This is a genomic window from Apilactobacillus kunkeei (genome assembly GCF_001308195.1).
Taxonomy (GTDB): Bacteria; Bacillota; Bacilli; order Lactobacillales; family Lactobacillaceae; genus Apilactobacillus; species Apilactobacillus kunkeei_C.
Genome location: NZ_JXDF01000025.1, coordinates 1 through 12,717, shown reverse-complemented (window position 1 = coordinate 12,717; position 12,717 = coordinate 1). Strand labels below are relative to the sequence as shown.

The 12,717-nt window shown below is 37.0% G+C and carries 16 protein-coding genes; 11 read left to right on the top strand and 5 right to left on the bottom strand.

The window, feature by feature from the left end; translation table 11 throughout:
- Positions 1–9: 9 nt before the first annotated feature.
- Complete coding sequence (locus RZ78_RS06010; protein WP_237756988.1) at positions 10–705, bottom strand: hypothetical protein; 696 nt, start codon at positions 703–705, stop codon at positions 10–12.
- A 79-nt stretch (positions 706–784) separates the two neighbouring features.
- Here RZ78_RS06010 and RZ78_RS06005 point away from each other — a divergent pair, with 79 nt between their 5' ends.
- Positions 785–1,096 carry a DUF7671 family protein gene (locus RZ78_RS06005; RefSeq protein ID WP_053792037.1) on the top strand — a complete coding sequence of 104 codons (312 nt, stop codon included), beginning with the start codon at positions 785–787 and terminating at the stop codon, positions 1,094–1,096.
- Positions 1,097–1,188: 92 nt separating this feature from the next.
- Here RZ78_RS06005 and RZ78_RS06000 read toward each other — a convergent pair whose 3' ends face one another.
- Positions 1,189–1,416, bottom strand: coding sequence for a hypothetical protein (locus RZ78_RS06000; protein WP_054608453.1), 228 nt, complete (start codon positions 1,414–1,416; stop codon positions 1,189–1,191).
- A 176-nt stretch (positions 1,417–1,592) separates the two neighbouring features.
- Here RZ78_RS06000 and RZ78_RS05995 point away from each other — a divergent pair, with 176 nt between their 5' ends.
- Positions 1,593–2,117 (top strand): TetR/AcrR family transcriptional regulator, encoded by a 525-nt coding sequence (locus tag RZ78_RS05995; protein WP_034530570.1) that lies wholly within the window; start codon positions 1,593–1,595, stop codon positions 2,115–2,117.
- Positions 2,118–2,232: 115 nt separating this feature from the next.
- Here RZ78_RS05995 and RZ78_RS05990 read toward each other — a convergent pair whose 3' ends face one another.
- Complete coding sequence (locus RZ78_RS05990; protein ID WP_034530568.1) at positions 2,233–2,430, bottom strand: cold-shock protein; 198 nt, start codon at positions 2,428–2,430, stop codon at positions 2,233–2,235.
- A 411-nt stretch (positions 2,431–2,841) separates the two neighbouring features.
- Here RZ78_RS05990 and RZ78_RS05985 point away from each other — a divergent pair, with 411 nt between their 5' ends.
- Together RZ78_RS05985 and RZ78_RS05980 are read left to right on the top strand one after the other, a co-directional pair.
- On the top strand, positions 2,842–3,546 hold the full coding sequence (locus RZ78_RS05985; RefSeq protein WP_054608427.1) for an NAD(P)H-dependent oxidoreductase: 705 nt from the start codon (positions 2,842–2,844) through the stop codon (positions 3,544–3,546).
- Positions 3,546–3,725, top strand: coding sequence for a hypothetical protein (locus RZ78_RS05980; protein WP_034530555.1), 180 nt, complete (start codon positions 3,546–3,548; stop codon positions 3,723–3,725). The genes RZ78_RS05985 and RZ78_RS05980 overlap by 1 nt, the downstream gene beginning before the upstream one ends.
- Before the next feature lie 33 nt (positions 3,726–3,758).
- Here RZ78_RS05980 and thiD read toward each other — a convergent pair whose 3' ends face one another.
- Positions 3,759–4,559, bottom strand: a complete 801-nt coding sequence (thiD, locus tag RZ78_RS05975) for a bifunctional hydroxymethylpyrimidine kinase/phosphomethylpyrimidine kinase (RefSeq protein WP_034532569.1) — start codon at positions 4,557–4,559, stop codon at positions 3,759–3,761.
- A 167-nt stretch (positions 4,560–4,726) separates the two neighbouring features.
- Between thiD and RZ78_RS07590 the strand changes: the two genes are divergently transcribed.
- From RZ78_RS07590 to RZ78_RS05955, 5 genes are all read left to right on the top strand, one after another.
- Complete coding sequence (locus RZ78_RS07590; protein ID WP_257719910.1) at positions 4,727–4,849, top strand: hypothetical protein; 123 nt, start codon at positions 4,727–4,729, stop codon at positions 4,847–4,849.
- Between the two features lie 53 nt (positions 4,850–4,902).
- Positions 4,903–5,775 (top strand): ribonuclease H family protein, encoded by an 873-nt coding sequence (locus RZ78_RS05970; RefSeq protein WP_081006926.1) that lies wholly within the window; start codon positions 4,903–4,905, stop codon positions 5,773–5,775.
- A 49-nt stretch (positions 5,776–5,824) separates the two neighbouring features.
- A complete protein-coding gene (locus RZ78_RS05965) occupies positions 5,825–6,376 on the top strand; it encodes a sugar O-acetyltransferase (RefSeq protein ID WP_054608426.1) in 552 nt (183 codons plus the stop codon).
- A 233-nt stretch (positions 6,377–6,609) separates the two neighbouring features.
- Positions 6,610–8,199 carry a BCCT family transporter gene (locus RZ78_RS05960; RefSeq protein WP_054608425.1) on the top strand — a complete coding sequence of 530 codons (1,590 nt, stop codon included), beginning with the start codon at positions 6,610–6,612 and terminating at the stop codon, positions 8,197–8,199.
- Between the two features lie 97 nt (positions 8,200–8,296).
- Positions 8,297–9,235: a phosphoglycerate dehydrogenase gene (locus tag RZ78_RS05955; RefSeq protein ID WP_034532572.1), complete on the top strand. Its 939-nt coding sequence runs from the start codon at positions 8,297–8,299 to the stop codon at positions 9,233–9,235.
- Positions 9,236–9,289: 54 nt separating this feature from the next.
- Here the strand turns inward: RZ78_RS05955 and map are convergent, their stop codons facing one another.
- A complete protein-coding gene (gene map, locus RZ78_RS05950; protein WP_054608424.1) occupies positions 9,290–10,084 on the bottom strand; it encodes a type I methionyl aminopeptidase in 795 nt (264 codons plus the stop codon).
- Between the two features lie 151 nt (positions 10,085–10,235).
- Between map and RZ78_RS05945 the strand changes: the two genes are divergently transcribed.
- Both RZ78_RS05945 and RZ78_RS05940 read left to right on the top strand, forming a co-directional pair.
- Positions 10,236–11,111, top strand: coding sequence for an alpha/beta hydrolase (locus RZ78_RS05945; RefSeq protein WP_054608423.1), 876 nt, complete (start codon positions 10,236–10,238; stop codon positions 11,109–11,111).
- Positions 11,112–11,201: 90 nt separating this feature from the next.
- Positions 11,202–12,602, top strand: coding sequence for an MFS transporter (locus RZ78_RS05940; protein WP_414827037.1), 1,401 nt, complete (start codon positions 11,202–11,204; stop codon positions 12,600–12,602).
- Positions 12,603–12,717 lie beyond the last annotated feature (115 nt).

The following is a 12,717-nucleotide window of genomic DNA, read 5'->3' as shown; positions in this document are numbered from 1 at the left end:
GCTTCTTTTTTATTTTTCAAAATGTTTTTGAATTTGGGTATTAATGTTTTCGTTATGCTTTAGAGATGGGAAAACGTACTTGTCAGCGGTTTGAATCAAGATACCGTTAAATGCGATTGAGAACAAAGTCCCGATGCTTACAGAGTAGATACGGTGTAAGAAAATCGCACAGATTAAAATGATTGTGATAGGTGGTGCGAAGTCCAATAGTTGAGACTTGATGGCACTACCGTTTAAGTAATCAAAACGAAGAATGTTGGTTGTATCATCGTTGGGATGCATGAAGATGTTGGCACGTTGGTATAGTGAGATGGCTGTACAGAAGCAGCAAACCCCAATCAATGCCATTGGCACCCTAATGAATAGTGATAGATGATTCCAACCTAGTGATTCAAAGTAGTTGGTAAAGATTTGAATGAATGAACTGAAGAAGATGATAAAGATGACTTCTTCAATAAAACGTAAGACATCAATGTGTTTAATCAAGATTTGATTGGTCAAAGCATTGATGATTCCAAATGTAAAAATCATAATTCCAACGTCGACGCCAAACAATTGATGGATGTTTACACATGCGGCGGTCCAGATACCGGAACCACAGCCGGATACAATTGTAAGGGCATTTCCGAAGGCGTTTAATAATAGCCCAAAGATTAGTGCTATAATTCTTGTTTTTAATGTATTAACAGATCGAATAACGATCATCTCCTAAAGTGAATTAAGTAACTTAATGATATCACATATAGCAGTGTAATTATGGTAAAGTATAAGAAAGGTGATTGATATGAAGGGTAAATATGAAGTAAATCGATATATTGGTGTCGTGGTTGATGAAGATCAATCAGGCCAATATGTAATTAAGAAGGACGACAAGGGTGAATTTAAACTTCACGATTGGCGAACCGGGAAGCATACCAAGGGTAAATTCAAAGGCGTCGGTCAGTTGTTTCTAACTGAAAACAACATGCTAGTGGCAGTTGTCGACTACGAACCTGTGAAGTTCAAGGATCGTCATGAATTTACACCATTGCAAAGATTTACCAGTGAAGTCCTAAGCGATGAACAATTAAATGAAGCTAAAAAAAGACTTGATTAATATCAAGTCTTTTTTGTGGCGTTGTTATAACCAGTTGAGCTTATTAATAAGTAAGTTGAGCTTTGTTAAGCGTCGAAATTAATAGCAAATGCTTACTTCTTTAGAATCTTTTCAGCGTTTGCTGCTACTTCATCATTAGACATGTCTAGGTAAGGGTGCATCTTAGCTTCAGTAGCCATGGTGTCCTTGCCATCTTCTTCCATGTAGTGATTCCATAAAGCATCACGAACAGGTGTAGTATCATCTGACCAATCGAATTCCTTGTTCATTGGTGTGTCCAATACTCTTTCTCTATCGTTTACTTTTTGTTCAGCAGTCATTGCCATAATAAATTTCCTCCTTATTTTTAAAGCTCAATTACATTATAATTCTAATGTTTCTATTTGTTAAAAATTATGCTTTGATAATTTATCAAAAGTAAAGAAGGGCGACTTAACTTGCATTTAAACCCGATTTCGTATATATTCATAAATATACTGAAGTGAGGCAAAAGTTTATGAGAGATAAATTTGCAACAAAGAATAAAATTGTTAATGGAATGTTCGAACTACTTAAGACCACGCCATTTGATGAAATTAATGTGAAAGATATCTGTGCACAAGCTGATGTTTCACGAATGACGTATTATCGAAATTTTCATAATAAAAAAGATATCATTATTTACAGATTTGATAGCTCATTTACCACGTTCATCCAACGTTTAGCATCAAGTCAGTCACACAATCTAACCGATATCGCGACCATCTTCTTCGAACTTGTCAAAGAGGATCAAGACATGATGGAAATGATTATGAAAAATGATTTATCCATGATCTTATTAGAACGACTAAAATACTACATTTCCGACTTAATTGATGAAAACGTTTTGGAAACCAGAGAAGAATCTTCCAAGATGTTAGTTTCATTGATTGCCGGTGGATTAACAGAAATCATTATTACTTGGACTGAGGACGGAATGAAGGAACCAATTCAATCATTGGTAATCTTCGTTTCTAAGTACATGCATTTCAAGATTAACTAACTTCCTATCGTAATCGATAGGGAGTTTTTTATTTCGAGACAATAAAAAAACACCCGAGAAAATCTCGGGTGTTTTTGATCTCTTTTTAAACTAAAAGTTAACTAAGAGGTTATCCTTATGCAGGAGTAACGTTAGCAGCTTGTGGTCCACGGTCGCCGTCTTCAACGTCCAATGTAACCTTTTCGCCTTCTTCTAGAGTCTTGAAACCTTCTTTGTTGATAGCTGAGAAGTGAACGAATACGTCACCGTCTTCAGTAGTGATAAAACCGTAACCTTTATCAGCGTTGAACCATTTAACAGTACCTTGTTTCATAATATGAAACCTCCTTGCACATATCGTGCGTTATAAAATCTTAATGTATCAAAAGCCTGAATCAAGGGGTCATTTCATAAAACTATAAAACAAGTAACCTTAACAATCGAAACTATGTAACACATTGGTAATAATATACCCGAAATAGGGGGTGATGTCAACTAATATCAGAATAATAATTTTATTTATTTTTAATAATATACATCGTGTATAAACTATTGATATAAAGGCGTTTTTAAGCATTATCACACCCTAAATTCTTAAAAAATAACGAAAAAATTTTTAAAAAATAATTTTAAAATATACGAACAATTACAATCTTTTAATCTGAAATATACGTAAATTCGTTATAGTGTAAATTTTGCGCTAAATCATTTAAAATAGTGTTATTAAAGAAACGAGGGAACGAATATGAAAACTTTGGTGTTAGTATCACATCCTGAATATGATAATTCAATGACCGAAGCATTCTTAAAACAATGTCAGTCTGATATTGAAAATGTGGATTGGGTCGTTTTAGATAATATCCAAACAGACTTTACTTTTGATAAAGAACAAGAACAACAAAGATTAGCACAATACGATCGCATTTTATTTCAATTTCCAATGTATTGGTACAGTGCACCAGCCTTGATGAAGAAGTATGAAGACGATGTCTTTACCAAGAACTTCATCGCTTTTGAACAAGAGGGCGTTTTGAAGGGTAAAGAAATGGGCATCATTACCACATTGGGTGACCCAATCAAGGACTACCAAGTTGGTGGCAGGGAAGGTTTTAGTATCTCTGAATTGTTGAAACCATACCAAGCAATCGCCCAAGGTGGTCAAATGAAATTCTTGAAACCATTTGTAATTTCACAATTTGCCTACATGACTGATGCGCAAAAGCAAAAGCTATTAATTGATTACCGCAGTTATTTGACCAATGATAACTTTGATAGCTTTGCCAGTTTTCAAAAATGGTACATCAAACAATTAACCGTTTTAAAGGCATCCTTAGATGATGACAAACAAAATAGAATGGATATCTTAATCGATTATCTTCAATCCAACTACGACCAATTGGACGAATTAAAATGGGAAATTGATCTAATCAAGAAGGAGGATGATGAATAATGGCTAGTCAAAACGAATGGTTGGACCAACAAATCGAAGAACTAAAAAAAGATGAAACTAGTTTTAAATTATTATCCTTTTTAGATGGGATTAAAGATATTAATAAAGAACAACAAAAAAGACTCCAACAAGCCCAAGATGAATTGGACGGTAGAATGTGGAGTCCCGATAAATGGTAATAAAAAAGACTCGCTTATGCGAGTCCTCTTTTTTTATTGAGCCCAGTGGTTAATTGGACCGAATTTGTGAGCGACTGAAATTTCGTTCTTGATTGCCTTGTCGACATAGTCGTCAGCAATTCTGATAGCATCGGCGATGGAAGTGCCTTTAGCAATTTCAGATGTGATGGCTGCTGATAGAGAATCACCAGTACCATTCTTATGTTCTGTATGGTAGTAAGGTCCTTCAATCCAGAAGTCTTCTCCAGATTCTAATAGGACGTAATCTTTAACGACGTCTGTTTCACCAGCGACGTGTTTACCTTTAATAATAACGTTTTTAGCGCCTAATTCGCGAAGCTTTTTGGCGGCAACCTTGGTGTCTTCGTCTGAGTTAATTTCCATATCAGCTAACTTTTGTGCTTCGTAGAAATTAGGGGTCAAGACTGTGGCTAAAGGAATTAATTCTTCCTTCAAAGTGTCGTAAGCGGCTTGTTCAAGTAACATAGCGCCATGTTTAGTCATGATAACAGGATCTACAACTAATGGACCAAAATCGTATTTCTTGTAGTTTTCAACTACGGTACGAATAAGTTCAGCATCAGCTAACATTCCTGTTTTTGATGCTAAAATCTTAAAGTCATCAGCTAAGTCTTTGAATTCTTGGTTGATGAATGAAACTGGCATAGAGACACTGTCATGAATACCAAATGAGTTACCTGCAACACACGCTGTAATTACGGAAGCACCGTAAGTATGATGCATAAAGAAAGTATGTAAATCGGCTTGCATTCCTGCACTTCCATCACTGTCTGAACCTGCAATGGTTAAAACTTGGGGAAAATCATTTGTCATAAAATTGCCACCTCTTATTATTAAATTGAAGTTATTTTAACACAAACTTGTAAATTGTAAACAATATCGATATAATAATGAGTGAATAATTCTAATTTGCGTTAGGTACCGTCTTTATATTATAATGGTACTAATTAATTTATGGTTAACAGGAAGGGGTGTCTCTAGTGAGAATTTGTCATCCAAATGGTGTTCAAGGACGTCGTCCAATCAACAACAACAAGCGTAACAAGAAACAAAAAGAAGTTGCTGACTTACAAAAATTCTTGAAGTCAAAGCCTGCTAAATAATCTTTTGGACTCAGATTTTCTGGGTCTTTTTTTGTACATAAAAGGAGAAAAAGATGGCTAGTAAATTTTATGCAGTAAGAAAAGGAAAAAAGCCTGGTATATATAGCACTTGGGACGAATGTAAGAACCAAGTTAACGGTTTTCCTGGCGCCGAATATAAAAGTTTTAAGACCCAATCAGAAGCCAAAGACTACATGGGATTAGCAAAACCAGCTAAGAAGTCTGTGCCTAAGATGACCAAGAGTGGATCAATCACACTATATAGTGACGGTGGTTCTAGAAACCATGGAAATAAGCTCGGCCAACACGTTAAGGATGACGACAAGGCTGCCTGGGCATATTTAATTATCAAAGACGGTAAGAAGCATTATGCCTCTGATGGTGAATTCGGTGCTACAAACAATAAAATGGAAGTCTTAGGGCTAGTTAACGCCTTGCAGTACATCATAGACCAGGGATGGCAAAACGAGTCTATTGACGCTATATTGGACTCTAAGTACGTCTTAGATTCAATCACTAAGGGATGGCTAAACTCTTGGCGTCGTCGTGGTTGGAAGAAAAGCGATGGAACAGTCATCAAAAACAAAAATGAATTCATGCAACTATCAGCACTACTAGGCCAATTTAAGCACTTAAACTTCAAATGGACTAAGGGTCATGCTGATAACTCTGGAAACAATTTTGTTGATAAACTTTTGAATGAAAAAATGGATGATATGAAATTAAATCAACCAAACAAGACAAGTGTTCATTCAACAATTAAGAAGCGTACCGAAGAGCCTAAAATCGTTGAGAAAAAGGGAAAAAATCCCGATATGACAGTTAAACCAGCTGAATCAAAAACGGTTAAGGAATACATCGATAGAGATAAGTCAGTATCTGACATTGAGAAGAGCCTTCGTGATTTAGGTTTTTTTGATAAATAATTTCATATGATACAATAATAATTGAATAAGTTATGAAAGCTGGCAAAATATGAAAACAGAACGTGAAAAAATGACGGCAGGAGAACCTTATCAACAATATGACGAAGAGTTACAACAAAGACGTAGTGTTGTTAGAAAAGAGTTAAGCGCCATTAATTCACTATCAGATAATAAAGAACAAAACCAACGACTAGCTAAATTGCTTGGCGATAGTGGTAATAATCTATGGATTGAAACCGGCGTTGAATTCGACTATGGATACAACATCCATGTTGGAGACGACTTTTATGCCAACTACCACTTAACATTGTTGGACACATGCCCAATCACAATTGGAGATCATTGTTACTTTGGTCCAGACGTTGGATTGTACACACCGGTACATCCATTGGACCCAGACCAAAGAAAGGCCGATGTCGAAATGGGAAAACCAATTACCATCGGTGATAATTGCTGGCTAGGAGGACATGTGACTGTATTGCCCGGTGTTACATTGGGTGAAAATGTTGTCGTTGGTGCTGGATCAGTTGTTACCAAATCATTTGGCGACAATGTGGTCATTGTAGGTAATCCAGCTCGTGTTATTAAAACGGTCAAATAGGAATTAAAATATGCTTTTCAAACGCCCGTGCGGCCACATTTTACATAAATTGTTATTTGTGTATAATATAATTGAAATGCAAAAATAATTCGAATTTAATTTGTATAACCTTAGAAAAGCTGTGCAGATGGTCATTCGTTATATACGAATCACTTATTTGTGCAGCTTTTTGTGTTTAATCTCAGAGGAGGATTATTATTTTTAAAAGTAAAAATATCGACAAGCTCGTCTTTATTCCTACTGTCGTATTATTTTTAGGGGTTTCAGTATTTTTGATAATTGGTGGTTCTTCACTACAAGGACTTCTAAACAACGTATTGAACTGGGTAACCAGCAATATGGGTTGGGGTTACATGTGGATTTACATCATCAATTTCTTGTTTTTTGTATATTTGATGTTATCAAAGTATGGCAATATTCGTTTAGGGGAACCTACGGATAAGCCGGTGTACAAGAACTTCCAATGGGGTTCAATGGTCTTTGCGACCGCCATCGATGCAAGTATTTTAATGCTTAGCATGGTGGACCCATTGAGATACGTTCAACATCCAGAAGGATCTGTTAAACCATACTCAGTGACTGCTTACAACTTAGCTCACATGTATGGTCAATACGATTGGGGTCCAATGGCTTGGTTGATGTTCGCGGCACCCACGATTGCTATTGGTTATATGATGTATAACAAGAAACGCAAAATACAATCTCTAAGTGATGCGATTACCATCTTAGATGGTGAAAAACTTTGGCAAAACATTGCCAGAAAAATCGTCAACCTACTAGTAGTATTTGGAATCATGGGAGGGGTAGGAGCCTCCGTAGGTTTGGAAATTCCAATCATTTCCAAAGTCTTAAGTTCTTTAACCGGAATTCCTGATAATCTAAATATGAAACTAGGATTATTCTTGGTATTATTCATTATCTTTGCACTAACCGTCTTTAAGGGACTAAACGGTGGAATTGATAAGTTAAGTAATGCCCACATCTGGACCGCTATTATTTTCCTAGCAATCGTCTTGCTAGTTGGTCCAACCGTATACATTCTAAATTCAGAAACAAACAGTGTCGGATTATTGATTCAAAAATTCATTCCAATGAGTATGAATACCGTGCCAAACGGTCGTCCCGGAATTGCCCAACAAGAAACCATTTTCTATTGGGGTTGGTGGTTATCATACATGCCATTCATGGGACTATTCATTGCTAAGATTTCCAAGGGACGCACAATCAGACAAATCGTCATGGGGATGCTTACCTATGGTGCTTTGGGATGCATGAGTTTTTATGCCGTCTTTGGTGGTTACTCACTATGGCTACAAAAGACCGGAACATTGAATTTAACACATATCTTAAATACGCAAGGCCAAGCCGCTGTTATTTCAGCCGTTCTTGGAACCTTACCTATGAAGTATGTCATGTTTGCATTTTACTTTATTTCCTGTTTCATCTTCTTGGCAACCACGATTTCATCATCAGCATTCGTGCTTTCTTCATTTACCAGTTTGCCACTTGGTCCTGGTAAAGAACCTAGTCGTGTTAACAGAATGACCTGGGTAGTTGTATTTATCCTATTCTCATTCAGTTTAGTTGTCGTTGGGGGATTTGAGACAGTTCAAACTTTCTGTACCTTAGCCGGGTTCCCATTGATGTTCGTCTGCATCTTGATCATTATGTCAGTCTTTAAGATGATTAAAAACGATCCTACCGTAATTAGAAATCCAAGATGGACGCCACGTCGCGGGAAGAAACCAGTTACTGTTGAACGAAGGAGTGCCATTAAGGGTAAATTAATCCTATGGCCAAAAAACACAATTAATAGACATTAAAGTCGCTAAAAGCCACTAATGGATATAAAAAATCCATGTAGTGGCTTTTTTTGTGATAATATTTATATGTTATAAAAAATGAGGAGTTGAAGAGAAAATGGCTAAAAAAGTAATTATTCCTAAAGAATTTGCTCATTATTTAGGCGAACCACTTAGGGATTATGGCTTTGAAGTAGTGGAATTAGAAGATCAATACGCAGACTCTCTACTTCAACACAAAGATGCTGATGGAATGGTAATTAATGCGACTCCATTAAGCAATGACACTATCGACCAAATGCCTAACCTAAAGGTTATCGCACGTTTTGGTGTGGGATACGATAATGTCGATTTAAACCACTGTAAGGAACGTGGAATTTACGTTACCAATACACCTGGTGGAAACGAAGTGGCGGTTGCTGAATGTGCCGTTACCGATATTTTAATTTTATCTAAGAACCTATACACAGTTTCTCAAAAAATGCATGAAGGTGATGACTCATACGCATTCCATCACCCATCACACGATATTAAGGGTAAGACAATTGGGATTGTTGGTTATGGAAACATTGGTCAACAAGCTGCCAAGATGCTTTCAGGTTTCGGTGTTAAGACATTGATCTGGAACAGAAGCCCTAAGACTTCAGAATACGGTGAATTCGTTGAATGGGATGAACTATTTAAACGTTCTGATTTCGTTTCACTACATCTACCAGCAGTGAAGGGAACTATCGGTTCTGTTAATAAAGACACATTCAAGATGATGAAGAATTCAGCATTTATCGTTAACTTTGCCAGAGGTGCAGTGATTAACGAACAAGACATGATTGAAGCCTTGAAGTCTGGTGAAATCGCCGGAGCAGGTCTAGACGTCTTCGAAAAAGAACCACTTCCAATGGATAGTGAACTAAGAAAACTACCAAACGTCTTCATGACTCCACATAATTCAGGATTCTCAGTAGAATCATTTACTAAGATTTCCAACATGGCAAGTAGTGAAGTAAACCACGTGCTAAAGGGTGAAAAGCCTGAACACTGTGTTAACGGTTTGGACTAATTCAAACAAAATAAAAAGCCCCGTAAGAATCATCTTACGAGGCTTTTTTGTTTATTATAGTTTGTACTTTTCGTCGATGTCGTCGCCTTGAGAGGTTAGAATCTTTGGACCATCTTTAGTGATGGCAATGGTGTGTTCGTATTGAGCTGAGTTAGTACCATCTGATGATACGTAGTAAGTCCAGTCGTCCTTAGCATCGTATCTGTCAGTGATTTCCCAAGTTCCTAGGTTAACCATTGGTTCGATGGTAATGGTCATACCTTCTTTTAGACGTAGACCCTTACCAGGTTCACCGTATGCAGGAACGTTTGGTTGCTCGTGCATAGTAGGTTGAATTCCGTGACCGATTAGTTCACGAACGTCACCCATGTGGTTTTGGTTTTCAATGAAGTCTTGGCAAGCAAAACCAATATCACCTAAACGGTTACCAACAACGGCTTGGTCGATACCACGGTATAGAGCTTCCTTACATACGTCCATTAGCTTTTGGTCTTCTTCTGAAATGTTTCCAACTGCATAAGTCCAGCAAGAGTCACTTTCAAAGCCATCCTTGTTAACGGTCATATCAACCTTAACAATGTCACCATCTTTAAGTTTTAGGCCCTTACGTGGAATTCCGTGAGCTACTTCGTCGTTAACTGAAACACAAGTAGCAAACTTGTAGCCTTCAAAACCTTTTTCTGATGCCTTTGCACCATGTTCGGTGATGTATTTGTCAGCAAATTCTTCGATTTCCCAAGTATCTAGACCTGGTTTGATCATGTCACGTAAGCCAAGGTGAACGCCAGCTAAGACTTCACCGGATTTGGCCATCATTTCGATTTCGCGTGGTGATTTAAGTGTAATCAAAATAAATTCTCCTTTATTCGTTCATATTTAGTCTATACCTATAATCTACTACAAATTACTAGATTTGGCTAATTAATGCACATAATTATGGATGTAAATTTTGTGATTTTCTAGTATGATAGAGAGTAGAAGAAAAGAGAGGGGAATCATCTTGAGTAAAACAGCTAAGACCAATATTATTTTGATTATTGTGACATTAATTGTTGCATTTTTCGCAGTTTTTTTCGCGATTAGAAGTGACAACCTATTAATGTCTCGATCATCTAGAGGTGGTCAAAACACACCAACATTGTATGTCCACGGTTTGGGAGGATCTCGAAGATCTACCAATCACTTGGCAACAATTGCATCACGTGATGGAGGTAACCGTTCATTAGTCATCCTAGTGGATAAGGACGGAAAAATTGATTACAAAGGAAAACTTCAATTAAATACCAGAAAGCCAATTATTCAAGTTATTTTCCAAAAGAAGTTCACACCAGTTGATAAACAAGTTAGCTGGCTACACGAAATCCTATTGAGACTAAGAGATCACTATGGATTTAAGTACTACAACGCTGTTGGTCACTCTACCGGGGCCGTTACTATCTTAGATACAGCTGCTAAGTACGATAAAGATGAAGACATGCCAAAACTAGAAAAGTTTGTTTCAATCGCCGGACCATACGACGGTGTCATCAAATTAAGCAGTATGGGAACAGATAACTATGTTGATTCACAAGGTAAACCAATGATTTACTCAGAATCAAACAAGTGGTTCCCATCATATCAAACACTATTAAATGACTGTAAGAACTTCCCTAAGGATGTATCGGTACTAAATATCTACGGAAACGATAATTCAAAACAAGATTCAGACGGTGTTGTTTCAGTTGCTTCAGCTAAATCATTGAAGTACTTGATTGGCAAACGTGCTAAGAACTACGAAGAAATCCCAGTTAACGGGGTCAATGGTCAACACAGTCGTTTGCACCACAACATCTTCGTTGATCACATCATAGCTAGGTTCTTGTTCGACGAAAATTAAGCAAAGCAAAATAGTTTACTTATTAAACCTAAATCGATAAAATAGAAAAAGTATTAAATTATAATGATTCTAAATTAGGAGATGAAGGTTTTGAAGAATTACGATTTAAATGGTAAGCCATACAATCGTTTTTTGTTCGTCATTGTATTACTTTTGGGTAGTTTTACAATGTCAATGAGCCAATCATCAATTTCAACTGCTTATCCTACCTTAATGAGCTCATTTGGAATTGATGCTTCGACTGTTCAATGGTTAACTACCGGATTTATGCTAATCATGTGTGTCATGATGCCGGTTAGTCCATGGTTACTTAACAATGTTAAGTTTAAGCAATTATTCTTATTGATTTTAGCAATTTTTGATATCGGAACTTTGATTGTAGTAGTTGCACCTAACTTCCCAGTGATGATGTTAGGTCGTGCAATGGAAGCAATTGCTGTGGGTATTTTATTCCCATCATACCAATCAGTGTTGCTATACATTACACCGGAAGAAAAAAGGGGGACTACCATGGGATTTGCTGGCCTAATCATGGGTTCAGCACTTGCTTGTGGTCCAATTCTTTCAGCAATCGTTCTACACTTCTCAGCATGGCGTGGATTATTTATCGTCTTTGCCGTTATCATTTCAGTTCTATTTGTGATTTCACTATTTGCAATTAAGAATGTCATGCCACAAAAGGAAAGTCACCTAGACTTCCCATCAGTCATCCTATCAGTTGGTTTGATTGGTATCCTATACGTGGTTAACATGATTGGTAAGACCAACATTGATTTGACTGAAGCCATTATCATCTTAGTTGTAAGTATTTTAATGGTTGCAATGTTTGCAATTCGTCAATTCAAGATGGATCAACCACTACTACAATTGAGAGTATTGAAGGACTTTAACTACGACCTATCAGTTGGTTTAACCGGTGCTTCATACATCGCTTTGATTGTTGTAACAATCATTTTCCCACTTTACTACCAAGACGTATTAGGAGTAAGCAAGACCGTTTCTGGTCTAGCACTAGCTCCTGGTGCCATTGTGTTGAGTTTATTAAACCCACTAACTGGTAAGTTAGCAGATAAGATTGGTTTCAAATCAACCATGCTAACAGGGATGTTCATGATTCTAGCCGGATGGTTAGTATTGAGCATTACAGGTGCCACATTGGGGCTAGTTCCAATGATGGTAATTGCTGCAATCATCGAAGGTGGAAACGCCTTTGTGATGATGCCGGCCGTTACAATGGGTGCTAACTCATTACCAAAGGATTTAATCTCAGATGGTACTGCGGTTATCTCAACATTTAGACAAATTCTTGGATCAACCGGTGTCTTGGTTGCTACCTTGATTTTATCTAACGTAATGAACAACAACATTGCTAAGGGAATGAGCCATGCAATCGCCCAAATGGGTGGTTTCCATGTCGTCTTCATTACATTCTTTGTGATTGAACTATTCGGTCTAGCAATGGCATTAATGCTTAAGAACACTAAGAAATAAAACCAAAATAAAAAGGCCTGACTTTGGAACTGAAGTTATAATATTGAACAGATAAATAAAAGCACTTTCGATAAAATGATTATTTTTATTTGATAAAATAACATAATTCGGAGGT

Bases quoted from the DNA above. Each gene is read 5' to 3' on its own strand.
- RZ78_RS05955 (WP_034532572.1), top strand. From the start codon at position 8,297: ATGGCTAAAAAAGTAATTATTCCTAAAGAATTTGCTCATTATTTAGGC.
- RZ78_RS05990 (WP_034530568.1), bottom strand. From the start codon at position 2,430: ATGAAACAAGGTACTGTTAAATGGTTCAACGCTGATAAAGGTTACGGT.
- RZ78_RS06005 (WP_053792037.1), top strand. From the start codon at position 785: ATGAAGGGTAAATATGAAGTAAATCGATATATTGGTGTCGTGGTTGAT.
- RZ78_RS05980 (WP_034530555.1), top strand. From the start codon at position 3,546: ATGGCTAGTCAAAACGAATGGTTGGACCAACAAATCGAAGAACTAAAA.
- RZ78_RS05970 (WP_081006926.1), top strand. From the start codon at position 4,903: ATGGCTAGTAAATTTTATGCAGTAAGAAAAGGAAAAAAGCCTGGTATA.
- RZ78_RS05995 (WP_034530570.1), top strand. From the start codon at position 1,593: ATGAGAGATAAATTTGCAACAAAGAATAAAATTGTTAATGGAATGTTC.
- RZ78_RS06000 (WP_054608453.1), bottom strand. From the start codon at position 1,416: ATGACTGCTGAACAAAAAGTAAACGATAGAGAAAGAGTATTGGACACA.
- RZ78_RS06010 (WP_237756988.1), bottom strand. From the start codon at position 705: ATGATCGTTATTCGATCTGTTAATACATTAAAAACAAGAATTATAGCA.
- RZ78_RS05985 (WP_054608427.1), top strand. From the start codon at position 2,842: ATGAAAACTTTGGTGTTAGTATCACATCCTGAATATGATAATTCAATG.
- thiD (WP_034532569.1), bottom strand. From the start codon at position 4,559: ATGACAAATGATTTTCCCCAAGTTTTAACCATTGCAGGTTCAGACAGT.
- RZ78_RS05965 (WP_054608426.1), top strand. From the start codon at position 5,825: ATGAAAACAGAACGTGAAAAAATGACGGCAGGAGAACCTTATCAACAA.